Raw genomic sequence first — 21,315 nt, forward strand, 5'->3', positions numbered from 1 at the left:
TCGTCAACGCGGTCGAGGGGAGGCCCAGCACGTGACCGAAGCGGATCGGGCACCGACACTCAAGGAGATCGCCGAGCGCGCCGGTGTGCACGTCTCGACGGCGTCGCGGGTGTTGCGTCAGCCGGAACCGGTGGTGGGTTGGTCGGAGTCGGCCCAGCGGGTGCGACGGGTGGCCGACGAACTCGGCTATCAGCGCAACGTCTGGGCGGCGAGCCTGCGTACCCGCAAGACCACCACCCTGGGTGTGGTGATGACCCGCTTGACCGACGGCGTGGTCGCGACGACGTATCAGGGCATCGAGGAGGCCGCGACGAAGGCCGGGTACTCGGTGCTGCTGTCCAGTCCGCCGGATGACCTCGAAGCGCAACAGCGGGCCGTCGAACTACTGGTCGGTCGACAGGTCGACGGGCTGATGATCAGCGGCCTGCACACCCCCGGCGACCCATTCGTCGAGTCCCTGAAGCTGGGTCGACTCCCGCTGCTCGCGGTCACCCGACATGCCGGCTCGAGACTGCCGTTCGTCGGCGGCGACGACCGACACGGCGGCTATCTCGCCGCGCGCCACCTGCTCGACCGCGGCCACACCGACCTCGCGGTCATCGCGGGGCCTTCGCACGCGACGACGGCATCGGACCGCACTGCGGGATTCCGCGCCGCCCTGCAGGCGTCGTCGGTGCCGTTGCCGCCGGGCCGGATCGTCGCGTCCGGGTTCGAGGTGGACGGCGGGATCGCCGCCGGTCGTCGTCTTCTCGACACCCCGGACCGCCCCCGCGCGATCTTCGCGGTCTCCGACACGATCGCCATCGGCGTGATGGGTGTGGCCCGCGATCTCGGCTTGCGCATCCCCGACGATCTCGCGCTGATCGGCTACAACGACATCCCGGTGGTCGCTCAGTTGCCGGTCCCGCTCACCACGGTGCGTTCACCCGCCCACGAGATCGGCGCCACTGCCACTCGCCGCCTGCTCGACCTGGTCGCCGACCGCGAACCGGAAACGATTCGCCTGCCGGTCGAACTCATCGCCCGAGCCACCACCTAGCCCGTTTTTGTAGTACGAACAGGCGATTTTTCGACGGTTGGTACTACAAAACCGGGGTCACGGCTCCTGCGCGGGCGCGACCACGTTGAACGTGATCGGCGCGGACTCCTTCTCCCCGATCTTCCCGATGGCCTGGTAGGCCCCGACCGGGACTGGCACACGTGGCGTGTCACAGCCGGGGCTGCTCGTGGTGAACGACCAGGTGATGGTGTCGCGCACTTGCTGGGAGGGCTTGAGGCTCACGTTGTTCGGGGTCTGCAGCGGCGAACAGTCGCGCGCCGACCACAGCGTCCGGGTGCCGTCGAGGTTGCGGACGATCACGTTCTGGGCAGACTTGCCGACGTCACGAGTGCACTCGGTGAGGCCGGCGTTGGTCGTGACGATGGTGAACACCGGCTGGTCACCTTGGGAGTAGGTGGGTTTGTCGGTGTAGAGCACCACGGAGATGTTGGCGTCCGGGCACAACCCCGACTCCGGGACCGGGCCGGGTGCCTGTGACTCGCCGCCGGGCGCCGGGACATCTCCGGACGCCGAGGCGTCGTTGGGGTCCCCTGCGGCCACGTTGCCGCCGGCCACGCCGCCGCCGGTTCCACCACCGGCCACCGCGGCACTCTCCGAGGGTTCCGACGACCCGGCCGCATAGGCGGTCGTCGACGACGGTGCGGACGATGTGGCCGCGGTGTTGCTGGGTTCGTCGCCACCGCTGCTGGTGGCCCAGATGATCAAACCGATGACCAGACCGATCACGAGGACGGCACCACCGAACGCGACGACTCGTCGTCGCCAATAGATCTCGGGTGGTAGCGGGCCGCTCGGTTCGATCACGCCCCCACGCTAACGGGAGGCGAGAAACGACAGTCCGACCCAACTCGGCGTGTCGCACAAACCGGGTCTGACCGGCGAAAAGTCTAAAGTTGGGGTTCAGCTGCCGGTGGTGACCTCAGCCACGCACCACGCCGACCGTCTCGACTCCGTCGAGCTGACCGAGCACGCCGCGGACCTGCGCACGGCCCTCGCCGAGTTCGTAGGTCAACCCGACGATCGCGAGGCGACCGTCCTCGACCCGCTCGGCGATGATCCGGCTGCGCTCCATCAGCTGTTTGCCGGTCTCGAGCACATGGCGCGCCTCGAACTCATCGACCCGGGTCAGGCCTTCGCTACGCCCGGCGAGGATGCTGGGGCTCACCTTCTCGACGACGTCGCGGATGTATCCGCCGGGGATCTCGAGATTGTCGAGCGCGTTGAGTGTCGCCTTGACCGCGCCGCAGCTGTCGTGGCCGAGCACGGCGATCAGCGGCACCTCCAGGACGGCGGCGGCGAACTCCAGCGAGCCGATGACGGCCGAGTCGAGGACCTGGCCCGCGGTGCGGACCACGAACATGTCGCCGAGCCCCTGATCGAAGATGATCTCCGCGGACAGCCGCGAGTCCGAGCATCCGAACAAGACGACGTGCGGGTCCTGCCCCGACGTGAGGCGGGCACGGTCCTGGATACCCTGTTTGGGATGTTGAGACTCTCCGGCGACGAACCGATCGTTCCCCTCTTGCAGGATCTTCCAGGCTTCGGTGGGCGTCAGTTGGCTCATGTCGAATAGTGTGCCACCGCCCACGCTGCTGGGCTGGTTCGACCTCCACGAGCGTGACCTGCCGTGGCGGGAGCCGGGATTGTCGGGATGGCAGATCCTGATCAGCGAGATCATGTTGCAGCAGACTCCCGTCTCACGGGTCGTCGGACCGTGGCGGGAATGGGTGCAGCGCTGGCCCGTCCCGTCGGCGATGGCTGCCGCGTCCCCGGGCGAGGTGCTCCGCGCCTGGGGCAAGCTCGGCTATCCGCGTCGCGCCCTGCGACTGCACGAGTGCGCCACCGTGCTGGCCCGCGATCACGACGACCGGGTCCCCGACGACGTACACGTGATGCTGCAGTTGCCCGGTATCGGCGACTACACGGCTCGCGCGATCGCCTGTTTCGCCTACGGGCAGCCGGTTCCGGTGGTGGACACCAACGTCCGGCGGGTCATCGCGCGCGCGGTGCACGGGCGGGAGCAGCCGGGCAACCCGGCGCGGGCCGATCTGGCCGACGCCGACGCGCTACTCCCGCGCGCGGCCGACGGCTCCCCGAGCGATTCGGCGCCCCGGTTCTCCGCCGCGTTGATGGAGCTCGGCGCACTGGTGTGCACGGCGCGCAAACCCCGGTGCGACGACTGCCCGCTCACCGACTGCACCTGGGTCCGACTCGGACGGCCCGCCCACACCGGCCCGCCGCGCAAGGTGCAGAAGTTCACCGGCACCGATCGCCAGGTGCGTGGATTGCTGCTCGACGTCCTGCGGGGCACCACCCATCCGGTCGAACGCCCGCGACTCGACCAGGTGTGGACGTCGGACACCGCGCAGCGCGACCGCGCGCTCGACTCCCTGCTCGTCGACGGACTCGTCGAGCTCACCGACGACGGGCGGTATTGTCTTGCGGGAGAGTCCCCTTAGCTGCCCTCAACTCGGGAGCCCCGACAGGAACGCCTCCACCGCACCCCGGTAGACGTCTGGCGCATCGTCGTGCACGAGATGTCCGGCACCGGGCACGCACAGATGGTCGGCCCGCTGCTGGAGCGAACACATGGTGCGCATCTGCCCGGGCGGGGTGACCGAGTTGCCGGCCTCGATGAGCAGGGCGGGCACATCCACCGACCGCCACTGCGACCAGAAATCGCGACGACCCCATTCGTCGGCGATCTCGGTCCACATCTGCAGGCTGCCGTGGAGCCGTCCGTCGTCGAAGGCCTCGAAGAAGTACCGCCCGGCGACCTCACCGAACATCTGCTGGGCGTCCTCGACGGACTCGAAGCGCTCGGGCCAGGACTCGAACCACGGTGTCCAGGCCTGGGTGGTGTGCCCGCGAAAGTCGGGCGCCATATCCTCGATGACCAACGCCGACACCATCTCCGGGTAGGCCGCCGCGGTACACCAGGCATGCAGCCCGCCCATGGAATGGCCGACGAGCACGGCCGGGCCCTGATCGATCCAGACGAGGATCTCGGCGAGGTCGGCCACGAAGCGCTCGGTGGACAGCTCGGCTGGGTCATCGGGCGACGAGACGTCGGCGCCGGTGTGGAAGGCCGCGTCGAAGGTGAAGACCCGGCCGTGCCGGCGCAACCACGGGATCTGGCGCCGCCAGGTCCGTCCGCGACCCATCAGCCCGTGCAACAGCACGATCGGACCCACGCCACGAACAGTGTGACCGTCGACGTCGACCGGCCCGCCGTGATCGCGCAGCCCGATCTCCCGGGCCACCGCCGCACAGTCCTCGGTCGACCTGCTCATCGTTTCCGCCACGTACTCGGTCGTCACGGACTCCAGGGTATGGCAGCGCCGACCTACCTGGCCGCAGCGACCTCGGTCTGCATCTGCACCCGGTCCGGGTAGAACGCGACATGACCGGCGATGGTCGAGACAGCATCATAGGGGTCGCGGTACACCCAGACCGCGTCCTCCGACACACCGCCGTCGACGACGAGGTCGAAGTAGTTCGCCTCGCCCTTGAACGGACAGTACGTGGTCGACGCACTGTCGCGCAGCATCGACGAATTCACATCCGCCAGTGGGAGGTAGACCACCGGCGGGTATTTCGCTTCCCGAAGGATCTGCGCGGACTCGCTGTCGGCCACCACCACGTCACCCGCGCGCACCACGACCCGTCCGCCCGCGGGCTCCACCGTGATGGGGTGTTCCGGCCCCGGCGTCAATCGCTCCCGTGCCATCTCGAACCTCGCCTCCGATACGAACTGCCGGTCTCGGCCTCCAGCATGCCAGTAGGGTGAGGCCATGTCTGTTGTGAAGATCAACGCCATCTCTGTCCCCGACGGTGCCGGACCCGAGCTCGAGAAGCGATTCGCCCATCGGGCCCATTCGGTCGACGGTTCCCAGGGCTTCCTGGGATTCCAATTGCTGCGCCCGGTCAAGGGCGACGACCGCTACTTCGTGGTCACGCACTGGGAGACCGAGGAGGACTTCCAGGCGTGGGTGTCGGGCCCCGCGCGCGAGGCACATTCCGGAGAGCGGGCCAAACCGGTCGCCAGCGGCTCCGACCTACTCGAGTTCGAGGTCGTACTCGACGCCAAACCGTCGACCTGACTGTGTCGGTGAGCGCTTCGTCGCAGCGCCGATGATGGCCGACCTGTGACGCCGGAGCCCGGCCCGCCGGTGACGCCGATGTTTCCGTTGGGCACGGCGCTGCTCCCCGGTGAACCGTTGCCGCTGAGGATCTTCGAGCCTCGCTATCGGCAGATGCTGACGGACTGCCTCGGCCGCGCCGAGAAGGCCGAGGGGTCCGGATTCTTCGGTGTGGTGCTCATCGCCCGCGGCCACGAGGTGGGCGGCGGCGATGTCCGCCACGACGTCGGCACGTACGCACGCATCGACAACGTGTTGCGCCAGGCCGACGGTCAGGCCTCCCTGACCTGCACCGGAGCCGGGCGGTTCCGGGTGACCGAATGGTTGCCCGACGACCCGTATCCGCGGGCGATCACCGAGCCGTTGCCCGATATCGCCATCGCCACCGCCGACCACCCGCGCATTCTCGACCTGCGTGACCGGCTGACCGCATTCGTCAACGAGGTCGCCGAGACCCGTCCGGAGGCTGCCCCGGCAGGTCTTCCGGAGTTCGAGGTGGACGACGTCGTCGAACACGGTCTGTTCGCCTGGACGCTGCGGTTGCCGATCGGCCCGGCCGACCGGCAGCTCCTCCTCGAGCGTGACACGGTCGCCGCGCAGGTCGACGTGCTCGATGACGTCGTCGAGGGGTTGACCGCAATGATCCGCTTCGGTCGCTGATCGGCGGGCCGCGACCGCCCCTGGCCACAAAGTTAGAACGTGTTCTAGTATCGGGTGTGGAGTAGTTCACACCCGATCCAGGAGCACATCTATGACCGAGACCGTCGAGTCCCGACCGCCGTCCGCCCTCGTCGGCGCCGGCGACCAGCCGCAGCTGTTCCTCGGTGGACAGTGGGTCGATCCGCATTCGGCCGAGACGCTCGAGGTGTTCTCGCCGGCCACCGGGGAACGGGTGGGCTCGGTTCCGCTCGCCGACGAGACCGACGTCGACACCGCCGTCACCCGCGCCCGCGCGGCCTTCGACTCGGGCATCTGGAGCGCCACGCCGCCGGCCGAACGGGCCGCCGTGCTCAACCGCGCCGCCGATCTGATCAACGAACGCAGTGCCGATATCACCAATCTGGTATCGGCCGAGATGGGCGCGACGCCCACCGATGTCGCGACACTGCAGCAGTTGCCGGCGACCGGTGTCCTGCAGGGTTACGCCGCGGCTGCCACCGAGTTCCCTTGGGAAGAAAAGCGCATCGGACTGTTCGGCGAGACCCTGGTGACCCGGGAGGCAGTCGGGGTGGTCGGCGCGATCATCGCCTGGAATGTGCCGCTGTTCCTGCTGTGCAACAAGTTCGGGCCGGCGCTGGCCGCCGGATGTTCGATCGTCCTCAAGCCGGCACCGGAGACTCCGCTCAACGCGAATCTGTTGGCGCAGATCTTCGTCGAGGCCGGGGTGCCCGAAGGCGTGATCTCGGTGGTGCCCGGCGGCCCGGAAACCGGAAAGGCGCTTGTCGAGCATCCCGACGTCGACAAGATCACCTTCACCGGGTCGACCGCGGCCGGTCGCGCGATCGCGGCACGGTGCGGCGAGAACCTGAAACGCTGTTCGCTGGAACTCGGTGGCAAGTCCGCGGCCATCGTCCTCGACGACATCGATCTCGAGTCGAACATCCACATGCTGGTGTTCTCGGCCGGCCTGATCAACGCCGGGCAGGCGTGCGTGGCGCAGACCCGTGTGCTGGTCCCGCGTTCACGGCACGACGAGATCGTCGCGGCGATGGTGGAGACCGCGAAGTCGTTCACGCCCGGTCTGCCCACGGCCGAGGGCACCATGCTGGGTCCGATCATCACGGCCAAACAGCGCGACAAGGTGGAAGGCTATGTCGCCAAGGGCAAAGCGGAAGGCGCGACCGCGGTGCTGGAGGGCACCCGCCCCGACGGCCTCGACAACGGCTTCTACGTGACGCCGACGATCTTCACCGGTGTCACCAACGACATGACGATCGCGCGCGAGGAGATCTTCGGCCCGGTCATCAGCGTCATCGCCTACGACACCGTCGACGAGGCGATCAGAATCGCCAATGACTCCGATTACGGTCTGGCCGGGTCGATCTGGACGGCGGATGTGGCGCGCGGCGTGGAGATCGCCAAGCAGATCCGCACCGGCACGCTCGGCATCAACTGGTACGCCATCGATCCCGCATCACCCTTCGGCGGCTACAAGAGCTCCGGCATCGGCCGCGAGAATGGCCGCGAAGGTCTCGAGTCCTACCTCGAACACAAGTCGATCCTCATGCCGATGGGATACACCTCCGAAGCCTGATCTCTCACAGGGGATACCGGGGCCCGTCGACCGCCTTGTCGACGGGCCCCGATTCTGTCCGAAGCCTACGACACCGAAACCAGCGCGGCGAGATTCGACATCATCCGCCAGCTCATCAGCGCACTGATCACGCTGGTCGCCTCCGTCAACGCACGGGAGGCCCGGCTGGGGGTGCAGTAGCGCTCGCGCAGGTGCAGGCGGGTGGCCGGCGACCCCGTCGATCCGTCGATCGGTGACAGGCAGAACGCCCACGTGGTCTCGATGGCCATGTCGCCCAGGGCATCGCCGCCCTGTGACGTGACGACCAGCGCCCGCCCTGGTTCGACACGGGCCACCCGCAATGCGACATCGGGATGTAGCCGGAACGGGTCGCCGACGGCGATGTTCTGCCATTCCGGATGAACCCGGGTTGCCCCCACGATCTGACAGCCGGCGAGGTTCTCCAGCGCCTCCCAGGAGTAGAACCCGGCCTTGTCCTGCCCCAGCTGAGCGATCCACGGCCACACGTCGGCAGGCGCGGCCGGGAGGGTGCACGCGCGGTCGTTCTGCACCTGCGCTGTCGGCAGCAACTCGTCCCCGGGCAGCGACATCCGGACTTCCTCGACCGACGCACCCAGACGACGATGCGCACCACTGAGAAACACCGCCGCCACACTCGCCGTCGCCGCGACCACCGGTGCTGCCACTGCCAGAGCGACACCTCGACCTACCAACACCGGATCGATCCTCCCTCGTCCTGCCACCACGAACGGTCAGCCCGCCGGAGTCGGCGACGCAGGCGCGCTCGGGGCCGGCAGCGGCACCGCACCCGGCGGCGGTGTGTCGGTCTGCTCGATCCGGCTGCGGAACGAATCATCGGTGATCACATCGATACCCGTGATCATCCAGCGGCCGCCGTGGGAGACCATGTCGAAGGTCAGTCGGCTCGGGTCCACCCGGACGAGGTCTTTTCCGCCGCGGGTCACCGACTGGTTCATGAAGATCAACACCTGTGAGGTGTCGGCGGTGTTGGTCACCACACCGGCGTCCTGGATCGTCACTTCGGAGACCACGAGTTGCTTCTGCACCTCGGACACCAGGTTGTTCTTCGTCACGAGGTCTTCATAGGTCGGTTTGGCCGCACCGGTGAGCACCTGCTTCGACTGTGCGACATGATCTTCGACGTTGTCCGGCGTGTAACCGAACATCGTCGTCGCGTAGTCCTCGGCCGCCGCCAGCGATGACTCGCGGGCCTGCTCGGTGAGCCGTAGCTCGTTGTAGCGATATCCGAGAAAGCCTGCGACACAGACGCATGCGATGGTGACCACGATCGCGGCCGACACCAGAAATCGGCGGGTGGTGAGCTGCATCAGGTCACCCACTCGAAGTTCGTCATCTTCAACTCATCATTGATCCGGGTGATTTGGACCCGCCAGCGGAAGGTCTGCACGATGGTCTGCTCGTCGGGGTTCTCGGGCTTCATCTGCCATCCATATACCAAGATGACGGTGCCCTCGTCGGGGGTCGCCTGGGTCACGGCGTCGGAGATCACCGTGGACTTGGTGTCGAGGTTCTGGTCCCGCACCAGGCTCACCGCCTGCTTCATGGAGTCCTGCATCTGCTGGTGGGCGCGGCCGCTGGTCTTGTCCTCCAACGTCTTCATCGCGTCGTCGACGTTGTCGGCGTTGAGCGATGTCAGGTTCACCACCATCTGCTGGGCGAAGGTCGAATACTCCTGGCGCAGTTCCTGTTCGTCGGTGATGCGGCCGATGCCGAGCGCGAATACGACGGCGGCGACGAGGCTCGCGACGAGGATCACCGCGCCCACGGCGCCACCGACGATCCACCCGCGTGAGCGCCGGGTGCCGCGGTAGCGCACGCCTCCGGTCGAGGTCGGTGCCGTGGGCTGCGGGGCCGTTGGGCGACGCTTGCGGCGTTCCCGATAACCGAGTCGTTGTTCGACCTCGGTCGGATCGGCCTCGACCTTCCCGGTGGGGCGGTCGGCGGCCTCATCGACGGTGTCCGCGCTCGCCGCCGCTGAGTTGTCGGCACCCTCCGCGCCGGCATCGCCGCGGTCGGTTGCGCTCGCGGTGTCGGCGCTGTCGGCGCTGTCGGCGGTGTCGTCGGTGTCGTCGGTGTCGTCGGTGTCTCGGGCATCCGGGCGGCGCGGACGCCGCAACGGTGCCCGGCGTACCGGTCTGGGCTGCCCGGCCGGCGGGGTCAGCCCTCGACGGTCTTCGTTATCAGGCTCTGCCATGTGCTGTCTTGTCCTTGCGAATCCTGTCCGGTGCCGGCGTTGTACGTCTTTCCGTCCGGCCCGATGAAATCTCCGGTCTTCGGATCGTAACCGGTGGCGTACACGGCCGGGCCGGGCTCGTGGTCGGACGGCGTCCCCGGAGTGGTGTAGCCGGCCGGTTCGTTGGGCAACCGGATGCCGGGCAACCCATTGGGGAAGGCGTCGTTCGTCCCGGCCTCCGGCTGGTAGCCGGTGCGGCATTCCGCGGGCGTCGGCGCACGCCGGCCGGGGAACTCGACGCACGGATAGTTGCGCGCCCCGCGCACCGCGACCTGGGCGTCCTGCGGCACCCGGCACAACATGCCCGGTGGGAGCTCCCGCGCGGTCTGGGCCGAGGGGAACCGCCAGTCCGAGCGTGGCAGGAAGCCGACCGTACACGGCGGCGGATCCTGGAAGCCCAGCGAGAACATCACGCTCGGGCCGTATCTCGGGTCGCCGGCATTGAGTGCGGTGAGCAGCGCGTCGATCAGTCGTGGATAGATGACGAGGATCTGCTGCAGATTGGGCAGATACACCGCCAAGGTTTTCGATGCCACACCCAGATTCGAGATCAACAGGGGCAGGGTCTGATCCATCGATGCGAACAACTGCTCGGTCTGCGAGGCCGTGGTGGGCCCCTGCTGCAGCAGGTCGGTGATCTCGGGGTTGTTGGCACGCAGCTGATCGGTGACCGCGGTGACGTCGGCGGTCCACGCGCGGATGTCGTCGGCAGTCGCCGACTGCGTCGCCAACAGCGGACCCGCCTCCCGCACCAGATCAATGGTCACATCGGCATTCTTGTCCGCGTCGTCGACGAGCAGGATCATCGAGTCGAGCAGCCGCCGCAGATCCTCGGCGGTGCCGTTGAACGCGGTGAACGCCTCGTCCATCAGCGCCCGCAGTTTGGTGTCGCCGACCTTGTCCAACAGTGCGTTGGCCTGATCGAGGACCGACGAGATCTCCACCGGCACATCGTCGCTGGTGACCACCGACCCGTCATGGAGGTTGCCGCTCGGCCCGTCTGGTCGGGGCGTGAACTCCACATACTGCTCACCGACCGCCGACACGCTGCGCACCGACGCCTGCGACGACGCAGGGATCGTGGTGTCGCTGTCGATCGACAGCGACGCCTGTACGCCGTCCTCGGTGAGCCGTACCGCCTCCACCTTGCCCACGTTGACGCCGCGATAGCTGACGTTGGCGTTCTGATACAGGCCACCGGTGCTCGGCAGGTTGAGTTCCACCTGGTAGCGGCCGATGCCGAACATCGCCGGCAGCCGGACGTAGAAGAGGGCCATCGCCACCATCGCGACCACGGTGACGATCGCGAAGATGATCAGCTGGATGCGGACGAACCGGGTGATCTTCATCAGTTGCCACCTCCCGTACCGGGTTTCGGTGTGGCCGCGCTCGGTGTCGCCGCCGGCGCGGGCACCGGTTCGTCGGAGTCGGGTCGCCGTTCGCCGCCCGGGGTGAGCGGCGACGTGAACGGATCGAGTCCGCGCTTGGCGGCGCCGGCGGGCGTACCGGCGACGCCTTCGGGTCCGACGGCGCCGACCGACCGGAAGATGGTGTTGTTGAGGCTCTCGAAGGTCAGATCCAGCACCAGATCGGAGTTGACGTAGTCGCCCTTGACGATGGTGGGGATGGCCTCCTCCAGGAACGGGAAGGTGAGCAGGATCTTCAGCGAACCGGGCAGTGCGGGTCCAGCGGCCGCGAGCTGCTCGAGCACCGGGTTCAGATTCGCCACGATCGTCTCGATGTCGTCGCTGTTGGCGTCGAGGATGTCGTTGGTGGTCTTCGACAGCCGGCCCAGGGAGTCGAGCGCGGTGACGAACTGTTGGCGCTGATCGTTGAGCAACTGCAGGATCTGCGGTGCATCCGCGAGCGCCTTCTCCACCGTCGGCGTCTGCTCGTTGACGGCCGCGGTCAGCCGGTCGAGGCCTTCCATCGCCCGGATGATGTCGTTCTTCTGCCGGTCCAGGTCGGCGACCAGCACGTTCAACTGCGGGATGAGTTCGGCGATCGCCTCCTGCCGCCCGCCGAAGATGGCGTCCATCTCGTGCACGACGTCACCGAACTGCGAGAGCCCACCCCCGTTGAGCACCACCGACAACGAGCTCAGCACCTGCTCGGTGGTCGGGTAGGAGCAGCCCGGAACCTGTTGGGCCGAGGTGACGTCGGGGACCGCGGCAGTCATGGTCGGCTCCGCGATGTTCGGCGATGCCGGGCACGCCGGCAGCGGGATCTGATCGCCGGGTGCCAGGTAGCCGTCGGAGGAGGAGGCGGGTTCCACGATCTGCAGGTGGTTCGAGCCCAGGACGCTGGTCATCCCCACCATCACGTGTGAGCCCCGGGGGACCTCGACCCCCTCGTCGAGACGGATGTCGAGTTCGGCGTTCCAGTCACGCACCTCGATGGTGCCGACCGATCCGACGGTGACATCGTCGATCATCACCGGCGCGTTGGGGACCAGGCCGGCGGCGTTGGGGAGGACCGCGCTGATCTGGTAGGCGCCGTTTCCGGTGCCCTGGGCGCCGGGCACCGGCAGGCTGTTGAGTCCGGAGAATCCGCAGGCGGTGGCCGCGACGATCACCGTGGCGAACACCAGCAGCAGCCGCACTCGGCGCAGGATCTGCCCGGTCATCCTTCGGCTCCCCACGGGACGAGGAGATCGCCGAGAGCGCCGCCGCCGTTGTCGCGTCGGGTCTGGGCATCCTGGGCCCGGACGCCGGCCTGGGCGCGCGCCTTCACGCTCGCGTTCTGGTAGGTGATCTGGTCGGGGGTGGCGTTGATGCCGGTGACCGGGTTGGTCATGAACGGCGGATAGGCCACCGCGATGGTCGACAACATCGGTGCGAGCACATCCACACAGTGTTCGACGTCGGCCTGGCTCTGGCCGGGCCGGTTGTTGGCGTCCATGGTGCCGCACAACAGGGTGATGAGGTTGTTGCCCATGCCCAGCCCGAACACGCCCGACAACGAACCGGTCAGCGGGTTGTAGATGTTGTAGAAGTTGGCCAGTTGGTTGGGCGCCGAGTGCAACAGACCGCGGAACTGTTCGTCCTTGTCGGCCAGTATCGAGGTGGTCTGGGCGAGATCGGCCACCGACGTCGTCAGCGCGTCCTTGTTCTGCGCGATGAAACCTTGGATGTCGGTCATCGCCGAATCCAGATTGTGCAGCGCACCGTCGAGCGCATCGGTGTTGTCGGCCAGTACGTCACCGACCGACGCGATGCGGCCGTTGAACTGCACGAGCTGTTCGTGGCTGTCCGAGAGCGCGTCGGTGAGTTTCTGCAGGCTGCGGATGGTGGCGAACAGGTCGCCGCGTCCGGCGGCGAGAGTGTCCATCACGTCCGACAATTCGGTGATCGACTGGTTGATCGCCGCGCCGTTGCCGTTGAGGTTCTGTTCGAACACGTCGATGGCGGTGGCGGCGGTGCCCGGCTCGGCCCCCTGCGGACCGACCGCCTCGGTCAGGTCACCGAGCTGCTTTTTCACGTCGTCCCACTCCATCGGGACGGCGGTGCGTTTCATCGGGATGGCGTCGCCGTCGTCGAGTTGCGGGCCGTCCGAGTACACCGGGGTCAGCTGGATGAAGCGTCCGGAGACGAGGCTGCGGGCCACCACCACGGCCTTGGCGTCCGCCGGGATCGGGGTGTCGCGGTCGATCGACATCTGCACCCGCACATCACCTTCGCGGGGCGTGATGGAGGTGACCGACCCCACGTCGACACCGAGGACCCGCACCGGGTCGCCGTCGTAGAGTCCGGTGGCCGACGGGAAGTAGGCGGTCACCGTCTTCGTCGTCGCCTTGGTGAATCCCAGGTAGGCGGCGACGGCCACGAGCGAGATCAGCACGACACCCGCGACGACCTGCATCACACGTTTGGTCATCGCACTACCCTCCTGATCTCGAGCTGGTCGGCGGCGGTGTCGGATACGTCGCGGGCGGGGGCTTCGGCGACTCCGGCCGACTGCCGGCGGGTGGCGCCTCGCTCCACGCATTGGGCAGCAGCGGGAAACCGCTGTAACTGAAGGCCTTCGCCGCCTCCGGATACTTCTGCCGCAGCACCTCGAGGAAGGTCGCGGTGTAGTCGCCGAAGGTGGAGACACCGACCAGCGAGTCGAAGTTGGGACCGTTCGAGACGGCCTCGCCGAGCGCATTCGCATACGGTCCGAGTCGGTCGATGGTCTCGCGCAGGCTCTGCTCGTTGTCGTTCAGGATGTCGAGTACACCGTCGAGCTTCTCCAGCGTCGGCGCGAGCTGTGCATTGTTGTCGGCGATGAAGCCACTGACCTGGGCGGCCACGTCGCGCGTACCGGTGATCAGTTCGGCGATCGCCGCACGTCGCATCTGTAGCTCGCCGAGCAGCGAATTCGCATCGACGAGAAGCGAGTTGATCTGCTGGTTGCGGTCGGCCAGGATCTTGGTGACGCCGTTGGCCTTGGCGAGCAGTTCGCGCAGCGTGTTGTCGCGGTCGGCGATCGCCGCAGACAGCCGACCCACTCCGTCGACCGCATCCTGCACCTGGTCGGGGGTCTTGGCGAAGGCCGCCGACAACGTGGTCAACGCTTCGTTCAGTTCGTCGGTGTCGGTCTCCGACAGCGTGGTGGTGGCGTCGTCGAGGACATCGGTGAGCGAATAGGGCGCGACGGTGTTGCGATTCGGGATCTGTCCGCCCGGCTCGATCCGGCCGGTGCCGTACGGCAGGATCGTCAGGTTCCGGCGGCCGAGCACGGTCTCGGTCTTGATGGCGGCCTGTGTCTCGGTGCCCAGCACCACGGTGTCGTTCAACCGAAAGGTCACCGCCGCCTTGGTTCCGTCGTCGGTCGGTGCGAGTTCGATGTTCTGCACGGTGCCCACGTTGACCCCCGCGACGGTCACGATGTCACCGGTGACCAGGCCACCGGCGTCGTCGAAATAGGCTGTGTACGAGCTGATCGGGCGAAGATACGGCAGGTTGTCCATCTGCATCGCGACCACCACCACGAGCGTGGTCACCACCACGCCGATGATGCCGATGCCGGCGCGGCTGCGTCCGCCGCGTTTGGCCTCGCGGGAGACCTCGGCTTCGGTCGACTCGCTGCGCTGGCTGCTGAAGAGCCTGCCGAACGGTCCGGTCATTGCGCCGCGCACCTCCCGCCTGCCTTGGTCGTGTCACCCATCACGTCGTTCGAGGTGAAGAAGTACTGTTTGCCGCCGGGACCGGTGAGCAACAACCGGATTCGGCAGAAGTAGATCTGCAACCAGGCGCCGTATGAGCCCAGGTTGGACAGCATCTTGTAGTCGTTGGGCAGCCGCGGGATCAGCGACCGCAGGTACGGTTCGGCGTTGAGCAGTTCCTGCGACGTGCTGCCGGTGTTCGCCACCATCTGCTGCAGGTCGGGTCGGGTGGTCTGCAACAGATCGGCCAGACCGTTGGTCACCTTCGACGTCTGGGTCAGCGAATTCCCGATGACCCCACGCTGGGCGGCGAGGCCCGAGGCCAGCTGTTGCAGCTGGTCGATGCTGCTGTCGAGGCCGGTGCGGTCGCCGTCGAGGGTACCGAGGGTGGTGTTGAGGTTGCCGATCACCTGGTCGATGAGCTGGTCGCGGTCGGCCAGCGCGCTGGTGAACGACGCGGTGTCGGCGAGCAGCTTGTTCAGTGCCGGCCCCTGCCCCTGGAAGACGGCGACGATCGACGCCGAGAGCTCGTTGACCTCATCGGGATCCAAGGTGCGGAACAGCGGTTTGAAGCCGCCGAGGAGTTTGTCGAGGTCGAGTGCGGGCTCGGTCTGTTCCACCGGGATCCGATCGCCGGGCGACAGGTACTCACCGGCGGCCCCGGTGCCCTGTTCGAGCTCCAGATATCGGTCGCCGGTGAGGTTCTCGTACCGGATCAACGCCCGCACCGAGGACGGCAGCCGATACTCGCGGTCCACCGAGAACTCCACCTCGGCCTCGTTGTCGCGGGTCAGCGACACCCCGGACACCTGGCCGACCTCCACGCCGGCGATCTTGACCTTGCTGCCGGACTTCATCGCCGACGCGCTGGTGAACACGGCACGGTAGTCGTCGGAGGCACCCGAGCGATAGTTGCTGAACACCACCACGAGGCCGACGAAGACCAGCACCATGACGACGGCGAAGGCGCCGAGTTTGATGACGGTCGCGCGAAATGCGCGTGCACGGTTATCCACGTCCCGGCTCCCCGAACAGAAGTTGGAACAGTTTCTCGCGGTTGGCTTTCGGCTTGGTACGCGGCTGATACGGCACCGGCGCGTTGTCGGTCACATAGAAGTCGGAGTGGACCTTGGTGGTCGGATCACTCAGCCCGCCCGCACATGTCGGCGGACCCGCGGCAGCCACGCGGGGCAGGCTCTCCGGGTAGGTGTAGGGCTCCTTGCCGGGCAGCAGGCCGGCGTAGAGCAGCAGGTTGCCGTTCTTGCCGCCGAAATAGGGTTTGGCCAGGTCGGCCGAGACCGCCGACGTGGTGAGGAAGCACTCGATGCCCGGGGCCTGATAGCCCAGTAGCTGCGACACCGGGTCCAGGTTGGTCAGCGCGGAGATCAGCGTCTGCTTCGACGGCGCGAGTTCGCCGTTGATGGTGTCGGCCATCCCGGTCGCGTTGATCAGCAGCGCATCGAGATTGGCGGACTCGGCGACCAGTGTGTTGCCGAGATAGGTGAAGTTGTCCACGGTGCGCATCAGGTCGGGCGCCGCGTCGGCGTACACGTTGGTGGTGGTCGCGGCCTGCCGGATCAGTTCGTCGAGTTCGGGCAGGTGGTCGTTGGTCTTGGCCAGCAGGTTCGACAGTTGCTCGAGGGCGGCCCCGACCTGCTCGCCCTGGCCGGCCAACGCGGTGTTGACGGCACCGACCACGGAGTTGAGCTTCTCCGGCTGCAACTCGGCGAGCACGTTCACCAGCTGCTGGTACACGGTGTTGAGCTCCACCACGACGTGATCGGCGGTGATGGTCTGGTCGGGCTGTAGCTGTCCGCTCGGGCCCGACTCCGGCACCACCAGGTTGACGGCCTTGGCGCCGAAGATCGTGTTCGACTTGATGTCGGCGCCGACGTTTCCGGGGATGTTCGACATCTGATCGGAGTCGATACTCAAGGTCAGCACGGCCTCGTCGTCACCGGTGTCGATGGACTCGACCCGACCGACGGGCACACCCCGTAGCCGTACCTTCGCGTCGGGACTCATCACCAGGCCGGCGCGTGGCGCCTGCACCGTCACCGTCTGTGTGGAGGCGAACCAGCCGAGGAACTGGCCCGATGCGGCCGCGATGATCGCGACGAGTCCGCCGACCATGATGACCGCGGCGGTGCGCCGGACGGCCCTGCTCCGCTCTTGTCGTCGTGCCATGTCTGTGCGCCAGCCCTATCCCGCCAGATTGAACTTGCCGTCGACGCCGTAGATGGCGAGAGAGGTCAGCAGGGTGATCACCACGACCACGACCAGCGAGGCGCGCACCGCGTTGCCGACGGCCACACCGACACCGACCGGCCCCCCGGAGGCGTTGTAGCCGTAGTAGGTGTGGATCAGCATCACCGCGACCGCCATGCAGATCGCCTGCACGAACGACCAGAGGATGTCCGACGGGATCAGGAAGGTGTTGAAGTAGTGGTCGTAGACACCCGGTGACTGCCCGTACAGGATGACCGTCGCGAACCGGCTGGCCAGGAAGGACGCCAACGACGCCAGCGAATAGAGCGGGATGATCGCGATCAGACCGGCGACGATCCGGGTACTGACCAGGAACGGGATGGACGCGATCGCCATCGTCTCCAGCGCGTCGATCTCCTCACTGACCCGCATCGCGCCGAGCTGGGCGGTCGCGCCGGCGCCGATGGTGGCGGCCAGCGCGATACCGGCGATCACCGGCACCGCGATGCGGACGTTGATGAACGCGGAGAAGAAGCCGGTCAGCGCCTCGACGCCGATGTTGGCCAGCGAGCTGTAGCCCTGCACCGCGATGGTGCCGCCGGTGAACAGCGTGAGAAAGCCGACCACCACCACGGTGCCGCCGATCATCGCCAGCGCGCCGGTGCCCATGGAGATCTCGGCGATCAGCCGCAGCGTCTCCTTCTTGTACTGCCGCAGGGCGCGCGGGATGGCGATGATGCTGTCCCAGTAGAACAGCGCCTGATCGCCGATCTGGTCCCAGTCCTCGCCGGCGCGTTTGACCGCGACCCGGGCGCTGCGCAGGCGGGTGGTGAACGGAAGGACCATCGCTCAGCCCGCCGTCGCCTTGAGACCGACCGCGGTGACCACCACGTTCACCACGAACAGCGCCATGAACGAGTAGACGACGGTCTCGTTGACCGCGTCGCCGACGCCTTTGGCGCCACCTTTGACGTTGAGGCCCTGATAGCAGCCGACCATCCCGGCGAACAGACCGAACAACGCGGCCTTGACCATCGAGATCATCAGTTCGCCGAACCCGGTGAGCAGCGTGAGGTTCGCGATGAACGCGCCGGGGTTCACGTCCTGCAGGAACACCGAGAACATGAATCCGCCGCCGATGCCGATGGTGCACACGAGGCTGTTCAGCAGGATCGCGACCCCGGTGGAGGCGATGATGCGGGGGACGACGAGCCGATGGATCGGGTTGATGCCGAGCACCTTCATCGCGTCGATCTCTTCGCGAATGGTGCGGGCGCCGAGGTCGGCGCAGATCGCCGTGGCACCGGCACCGGCGACGATGAGCACGGTGACGATGGGCCCGATCTGCGTGATGGTGCCCAGCGCCGCACCTGCCCCGGACAGGTCCTGGGCACCGATCTCGCGTAACAGGATGTTCAGGGTGAAGCTGACGAGCACGGTGAACGGGATCGCCACCAGCAACGTCGGCATCATCGAGACACGCGCGATGGCCCAGGACTGCTCGACCGTCTCACGCCACTGGAACGGACGACGGAGCAGTTCTCGCGAGGATTCCACCCCCAGCGCGACGAAGTCTCCAACGCCTGCCATGGGCGTCGCGAGCTTCTCGAACACCAACACTCCTAACCCCCCGGGTAGCTACCCGCCGTAAGTGCCCGCCCCGCCGAACACCGCGAACCTATCACGCACCGCGCGTGATATTTGGTCAGTCGACCAGTTCACTCGCCGAGAACGACCGCGATGCGTCGCGCCCGGCAAAATAGCTGGTCAGCGTCTTGGTCAGGTCCGCGTCCTCCCATGCGTCGCCGACCGCGCTGAAGGTCTCCTCGACCGTCGGCGCCGCCATCAACATCACCTTGCCGCCGTAGACGACGAACACCTGCCCGCTGACGTTGCCGGCGTCCGCGCCGGCGAGATATTTGACCAACGTGACGACGTGGTCGGGACCGAGCGGGTCCACCCCGTCGGTCGGCGCATCACCGAAGACGTCCGACGTCATCGACGTGCGCGCACGAGGACAGATGGCGTTGGCCGTGACGCCGTAGCGGGCCAGTGCCCGCGAGGCGGAGACGGTCAACGCGATGATCCCGGATTTGGCGGCGGCATAGTTGGCCTGGCCGCCGGGGCCGAGCAACCCCGCTTCTGAGGCGGTGTTGATCAGGCGTCCGTAGACGGGTTCGCCGGCGGCCTTGGCTGCCGCGCGCCAGTGGCTCGCGGCGTTGCGGTTGAGCAGGAAGTGCCCGCGCAGGTGGACGCGGATGACGAGGTCCCACTCGTCGTCGGTCATGTTGAATAGCATCTTGTCGCGGGTGATCCCCGCATTGCTCATCACGATGTCGAGACCACCGAGGTCGTCGGTGGCGGTGCGCACGATCTCGGTCGCTGTCGCCGACTCGGCGATGTCGCCGGCCACCGGGATCGCGCGGCCGCCGGCGGAGCCGATCACGTCGAGCACATCACTGGCCTCCAGAGACGTGGCGAGATCGTTGACGATCACCGTCGCCCCCTCGGCGGCGAGGCCGATGGCCTCCGCACGCCCGAGTCCGCCACCGGCGCCCGTCACCACCGCCACACGTCCGTCCAACGACCGGCCCACGCCTTCACCCTTTCCCAAGGTTTCAAAAACTAGAACCTGTTCTAGCACGAACGCGGGGCCACCGGAACCGGTTGGTCAGAATTGCTCCGTGGGACTCACTCGAGCGACAGCGCGGATTTCGGGCAGCTGGCCACCACCTGACGCATCTCCTCCTCGCGCTCGGCAGTGACCTCTTCTTTGAGAATCACCAGGTAGTCGTTGTCGTCGAGGTCGAAGACGTCGGGTGCCATACCCACGCACACAGCGTTGGACTCGCAGAGGTCGAAATCTGCCTTGATTCGCATACCGAACTCCTTCTCCCGACGGATTGTCTGGTTGACGGGCTGTGATCTACAGGTTAGAACGTGTTTCAGAAGTTGGCGAGCATGCGCCCGCCACCACACGGCTGTCCACTATGACACGGAGATCCCGATGCGTATCGCCTACACCGATCATCAGGCCGACCTCCGCCGGGAACTCCGGTCCTATTTTGCCGGATTGATGACCGACGAACGCCGCGCCGCGCTGAGTGGCGGCGAGGGCGGAGAACTCGGCGAAGGCGACGCCTACCGGGACGTGGTCGCGCAGATGGGCGCCGACGGCTGGCTCGCGCTCGGCTGGCCCACCGAGTACGGCGGGCAGAACCGCTCGATGATGGATCAACTGATCTTCACCGACGAGGCCGCGATCGCCGGCGCACCGGTGCCATTCCTGACCATCAACTCGGTGGCGCCGACGATCATGCACTACGGCACCGAGGAACAGAAGGCGTTCTTCCTACCCAAGATCGCCGCCGGTCGACTGCACTTCTCCATCGGCTACTCCGAACCCGGCGCCGGCACCGACCTCGCCGCCCTGCGCACCACCGCCATCCGCGATGGTGACGACTACGTCATCAACGGCCAGAAGATGTGGACCAGCCTGGTCCCCTACGCCGACTACATCTGGCTGGCCTGCCGCACCGATCCGTCCACGCTGGAGCCCGGCGGGAAGAAACACCGCGGCATCTCGATGATCATCGTGCCCACCGACGCCGAGGGGTTCAGCTACACGCCGGTGCACACGATGGCCGGGGTCGACACCAGCGCCACCTACTACTCCGATGTCCGGGTGCCGGTCAGCGCACGCGTCGGCGAGGAGGGCGGCGGCTGGCCGCTGGTGACCAATCAGCTCAACCACGAGCGGGTCGCGCTGTGCAGCGCCGCCCCGATCCAGACCGCGTTGCGCGAGACCATCGAGTGGGCCCAGCACACCAAGACCGGCGACGGTCAGCGCGTCATCGACGCGCCGTGGGTGCAGGCCAACCTGGCCCGGGTGCACGCCAAGGTGGAGTTCCTGAAGCTCATCAACTGGAAGATCGCGTCGATCGCGAGCTCCGGGGGATCGCCGAGCCCGGCCGACGCCTCGGCCACCAAGGTGTTCGGCACCGAGTTCGCCACCGAGGCCTACCGGCTGCTGATGGAGGTGGTCGGCCCGGCAGCCACCCTGCGCCAGGGTTCGGCCGGCGCCCATCTCAACGGTCGCCTCGAACGGTTCCACCGCACCTCGCTGATCCTCACCTTCGGCGGCGGCACCAACGAGATCCAGCGCGACATCATCGGCATGCTCGCCCTCGGCCTCCCCGCCGCCCGGCGCTGACCCGATCCACCCCACAA

The 21,315-nt window shown here is 67.2% G+C and carries 23 protein-coding genes; 6 read left to right on the top strand and 17 right to left on the bottom strand.

Going from position 1 to position 21,315, the window contains the following annotated elements; all coding sequences use genetic code 11:
* Positions 1–31 precede the first annotated feature (31 nt).
* Positions 32–1,039: a LacI family DNA-binding transcriptional regulator gene (locus tag NWF22_RS06160; RefSeq protein WP_160900141.1), complete on the top strand. Its 1,008-nt coding sequence runs from the start codon at positions 32–34 to the stop codon at positions 1,037–1,039.
* A 57-nt stretch (positions 1,040–1,096) separates the two neighbouring features.
* Here the strand turns inward: NWF22_RS06160 and NWF22_RS06165 are convergent, their stop codons facing one another.
* Both NWF22_RS06165 and NWF22_RS06170 read right to left on the bottom strand, forming a co-directional pair.
* Positions 1,097–1,864 carry a hypothetical protein gene (locus NWF22_RS06165; RefSeq protein ID WP_160900140.1) on the bottom strand — a complete coding sequence of 256 codons (768 nt, stop codon included), beginning with the start codon at positions 1,862–1,864 and terminating at the stop codon, positions 1,097–1,099.
* 115 nt (positions 1,865–1,979) lie between these two features.
* Positions 1,980–2,624 (bottom strand): carbonic anhydrase, encoded by a 645-nt coding sequence (locus tag NWF22_RS06170; RefSeq protein WP_160900139.1) that lies wholly within the window; start codon positions 2,622–2,624, stop codon positions 1,980–1,982.
* On the opposite strand from NWF22_RS06170, the gene NWF22_RS06175 reads away from it, so the two are divergent.
* The gene (locus NWF22_RS06175) at positions 2,623–3,519 is read left to right on the top strand and encodes an iron-sulfur binding domain-containing protein (protein ID WP_160900138.1); all 897 of its coding nucleotides are present in this window, start codon (positions 2,623–2,625) and stop codon (positions 3,517–3,519) included. The genes NWF22_RS06170 and NWF22_RS06175 overlap by 2 nt on opposite strands.
* A 6-nt stretch (positions 3,520–3,525) precedes the next feature.
* Here NWF22_RS06175 and NWF22_RS06180 read toward each other — a convergent pair whose 3' ends face one another.
* Together NWF22_RS06180 and NWF22_RS06185 are read right to left on the bottom strand one after the other, a co-directional pair.
* Positions 3,526–4,353 carry an alpha/beta fold hydrolase gene (locus tag NWF22_RS06180; protein ID WP_160901333.1) on the bottom strand — a complete coding sequence of 276 codons (828 nt, stop codon included), beginning with the start codon at positions 4,351–4,353 and terminating at the stop codon, positions 3,526–3,528.
* Between the two features lie 53 nt (positions 4,354–4,406).
* Complete coding sequence (locus NWF22_RS06185; protein ID WP_160900137.1) at positions 4,407–4,790, bottom strand: DUF427 domain-containing protein; 384 nt, start codon at positions 4,788–4,790, stop codon at positions 4,407–4,409.
* Between the two features lie 64 nt (positions 4,791–4,854).
* On the opposite strand from NWF22_RS06185, the gene NWF22_RS06190 reads away from it, so the two are divergent.
* The 3 genes from NWF22_RS06190 to NWF22_RS06200 all read left to right on the top strand — a co-directional run bounded on the left by NWF22_RS06190 (position 4,855) and on the right by NWF22_RS06200 (position 7,456).
* Positions 4,855–5,163 (top strand): antibiotic biosynthesis monooxygenase family protein, encoded by a 309-nt coding sequence (locus NWF22_RS06190; RefSeq protein ID WP_160900136.1) that lies wholly within the window; start codon positions 4,855–4,857, stop codon positions 5,161–5,163.
* 45 nt (positions 5,164–5,208) lie between these two features.
* Positions 5,209–5,862 (top strand): LON peptidase substrate-binding domain-containing protein, encoded by a 654-nt coding sequence (locus NWF22_RS06195; RefSeq protein WP_309249734.1) that lies wholly within the window; start codon positions 5,209–5,211, stop codon positions 5,860–5,862.
* A gap of 91 nt (positions 5,863–5,953) precedes the next feature.
* Complete coding sequence (locus NWF22_RS06200; RefSeq protein ID WP_160900135.1) at positions 5,954–7,456, top strand: aldehyde dehydrogenase; 1,503 nt, start codon at positions 5,954–5,956, stop codon at positions 7,454–7,456.
* A gap of 65 nt (positions 7,457–7,521) precedes the next feature.
* On the opposite strand, the gene NWF22_RS06205 is transcribed toward NWF22_RS06200, so the two are convergent.
* The 13 genes from NWF22_RS06205 to NWF22_RS06265 form a co-directional block, all read right to left on the bottom strand.
* Complete coding sequence (locus NWF22_RS06205; RefSeq protein WP_258321342.1) at positions 7,522–8,142, bottom strand: hypothetical protein; 621 nt, start codon at positions 8,140–8,142, stop codon at positions 7,522–7,524.
* A 66-nt stretch (positions 8,143–8,208) separates the two neighbouring features.
* On the bottom strand, positions 8,209–8,805 hold the full coding sequence (locus tag NWF22_RS06210) for a hypothetical protein (protein ID WP_202398142.1): 597 nt from the start codon (positions 8,803–8,805) through the stop codon (positions 8,209–8,211).
* Positions 8,805–9,692: an Rv1363c family protein gene (locus NWF22_RS06215; protein WP_160900132.1), complete on the bottom strand. Its 888-nt coding sequence runs from the start codon at positions 9,690–9,692 to the stop codon at positions 8,805–8,807. The genes NWF22_RS06210 and NWF22_RS06215 overlap by 1 nt, the downstream gene beginning before the upstream one ends.
* A complete protein-coding gene (locus NWF22_RS06220) occupies positions 9,656–11,080 on the bottom strand; it encodes an MCE family protein (protein ID WP_160900131.1) in 1,425 nt (474 codons plus the stop codon). Before NWF22_RS06220 ends, NWF22_RS06215 begins: the two co-directional genes overlap by 37 nt.
* Positions 11,080–12,357, bottom strand: coding sequence for an MlaD family protein (locus NWF22_RS06225; RefSeq protein ID WP_160900130.1), 1,278 nt, complete (start codon positions 12,355–12,357; stop codon positions 11,080–11,082). Before NWF22_RS06225 ends, NWF22_RS06220 begins: the two co-directional genes overlap by 1 nt.
* On the bottom strand, positions 12,354–13,607 hold the full coding sequence (locus NWF22_RS06230; RefSeq protein ID WP_160900129.1) for an MCE family protein: 1,254 nt from the start codon (positions 13,605–13,607) through the stop codon (positions 12,354–12,356). Before NWF22_RS06230 ends, NWF22_RS06225 begins: the two co-directional genes overlap by 4 nt.
* A gap of 4 nt (positions 13,608–13,611) precedes the next feature.
* On the bottom strand, positions 13,612–14,838 hold the full coding sequence (locus tag NWF22_RS06235; RefSeq protein ID WP_160900128.1) for an MCE family protein: 1,227 nt from the start codon (positions 14,836–14,838) through the stop codon (positions 13,612–13,614).
* Positions 14,835–15,893 carry an MCE family protein gene (locus NWF22_RS06240; RefSeq protein WP_160900127.1) on the bottom strand — a complete coding sequence of 353 codons (1,059 nt, stop codon included), beginning with the start codon at positions 15,891–15,893 and terminating at the stop codon, positions 14,835–14,837. The genes NWF22_RS06235 and NWF22_RS06240 overlap by 4 nt, the downstream gene beginning before the upstream one ends.
* Positions 15,886–17,064: an MCE family protein gene (locus NWF22_RS06245; protein WP_160900126.1), complete on the bottom strand. Its 1,179-nt coding sequence runs from the start codon at positions 17,062–17,064 to the stop codon at positions 15,886–15,888. Before NWF22_RS06245 ends, NWF22_RS06240 begins: the two co-directional genes overlap by 8 nt.
* A 15-nt stretch (positions 17,065–17,079) precedes the next feature.
* Positions 17,080–17,931 carry an MlaE family ABC transporter permease gene (locus tag NWF22_RS06250; RefSeq protein WP_160900125.1) on the bottom strand — a complete coding sequence of 284 codons (852 nt, stop codon included), beginning with the start codon at positions 17,929–17,931 and terminating at the stop codon, positions 17,080–17,082.
* Between the two features lie 3 nt (positions 17,932–17,934).
* Positions 17,935–18,675: an MlaE family ABC transporter permease gene (locus tag NWF22_RS06255; RefSeq protein ID WP_202398248.1), complete on the bottom strand. Its 741-nt coding sequence runs from the start codon at positions 18,673–18,675 to the stop codon at positions 17,935–17,937.
* Positions 18,676–18,790: 115 nt separating this feature from the next.
* The gene (locus NWF22_RS06260; RefSeq protein ID WP_160900123.1) at positions 18,791–19,681 is read right to left on the bottom strand and encodes a 3-oxoacyl-ACP reductase; all 891 of its coding nucleotides are present in this window, start codon (positions 19,679–19,681) and stop codon (positions 18,791–18,793) included.
* Positions 19,682–19,776: 95 nt separating this feature from the next.
* Positions 19,777–19,965: a ferredoxin gene (locus tag NWF22_RS06265; RefSeq protein WP_160900122.1), complete on the bottom strand. Its 189-nt coding sequence runs from the start codon at positions 19,963–19,965 to the stop codon at positions 19,777–19,779.
* Positions 19,966–20,092: 127 nt separating this feature from the next.
* Here NWF22_RS06265 and NWF22_RS06270 point away from each other — a divergent pair, with 127 nt between their 5' ends.
* Positions 20,093–21,298 carry an acyl-CoA dehydrogenase family protein gene (locus NWF22_RS06270; RefSeq protein WP_160900121.1) on the top strand — a complete coding sequence of 402 codons (1,206 nt, stop codon included), beginning with the start codon at positions 20,093–20,095 and terminating at the stop codon, positions 21,296–21,298.
* The last annotated feature ends 17 nt before the right edge of the window (positions 21,299–21,315 follow it).

Origin of the sequence: Gordonia mangrovi, assembly GCF_024734075.1 — a bacterium.
GTDB lineage: Bacteria > Actinomycetota > Actinomycetes > Mycobacteriales > Mycobacteriaceae > Gordonia > Gordonia mangrovi.